The following is a 905-nucleotide window of genomic DNA, read 5'->3' on the forward strand; positions in this document are numbered from 1 at the left end:
TCCCCGCGGTCTTGGAAAACTCCCGCCGATATTGCATCGGCGAGGTTTTCAGCCGCGCGGCGAAATGCTGGCGCAGCGAGGTGGCGCTGCCGAAGCCGGCTTCGAAGGCCACCAGGTCCATCGACTTGTCCGTCTGCTCCAAAAGCCGCTGCGCCAGCGCGACGCGCTGGTCGGCAAGCCAGTCGCCGAAACTGGTGCCGGTGGTTTTCTGGAAACGGCGCGTGAAGGTGCGGCGGGTGAGACCCGCTGCTTCGGCGACGCTGTCGAGACTGTGCGCTTCGCCGAGCGATGCCCGCACGTCATCGAGGGCCTTGGCGAACCGGTCGGCGTTTGGCGTTGGCGCAAGCGGGCGCTCGATGAACTGTGCCTGGCCGCCCTGCCGGTGCGGTGAGAGCACTACGTGACGAGCGAGCCGCAGCGCCGCCTCCGCGCCATAGCGGGCGCGCACGATGTGCAGGCAGCAGTCGAGCCCGGCGGCGACGCCGGCGGAAGTGATGACGTCGCCATCGTCGACATAGAGCACGTCGGCGTCGATCGCGATGTCTGGATGAAGCGCCTGGAGTTGATCGGCATAGGCCCAGTGAGTCGTTGCCTTACGCCCGGCCAGCAATCCGGCGCCGGCAATGGCGAAGGTGCCGAGGCACAGACCCACGATCAGCGCGCCGCGCTTATGCGCGCCTTGCAGCGCCTCCTTGAACGGCGCAGCCAGAGGGGCATCGAGGTCCTTCCAGCTTGGAATGATGACGATATCGGCCTCGTTGAGCGCCGAAAGATCGTGCGGCACAACGATGCTCAGCCCCGCATCGGTGTGAATGGGTCCCTCCTCCATCGCGCAGACGCGGAAGTCGAAGCGTGGCAGTCCAAGCCTGGTTCGATCGGCGCCGAACACCAGACAAGGCACGGAG

General features: G+C 66.5%; 1 protein-coding gene. It reads right to left on the reverse strand.

Annotation, left to right across the window (positions count from 1 at the left end; genetic code table 11):
* Window positions 1–905, reverse strand: a 905-nt coding sequence (locus EOA27_RS38230) for a helix-turn-helix domain-containing protein (RefSeq protein ID WP_127258933.1), incomplete at both ends; no start/stop codon positions are given.

Origin of the sequence: Mesorhizobium sp. M2A.F.Ca.ET.037.01.1.1 (genome assembly GCF_003998075.1) — a bacterium.
Taxonomy (GTDB): Bacteria; Pseudomonadota; Alphaproteobacteria; order Rhizobiales; family Rhizobiaceae; genus Mesorhizobium.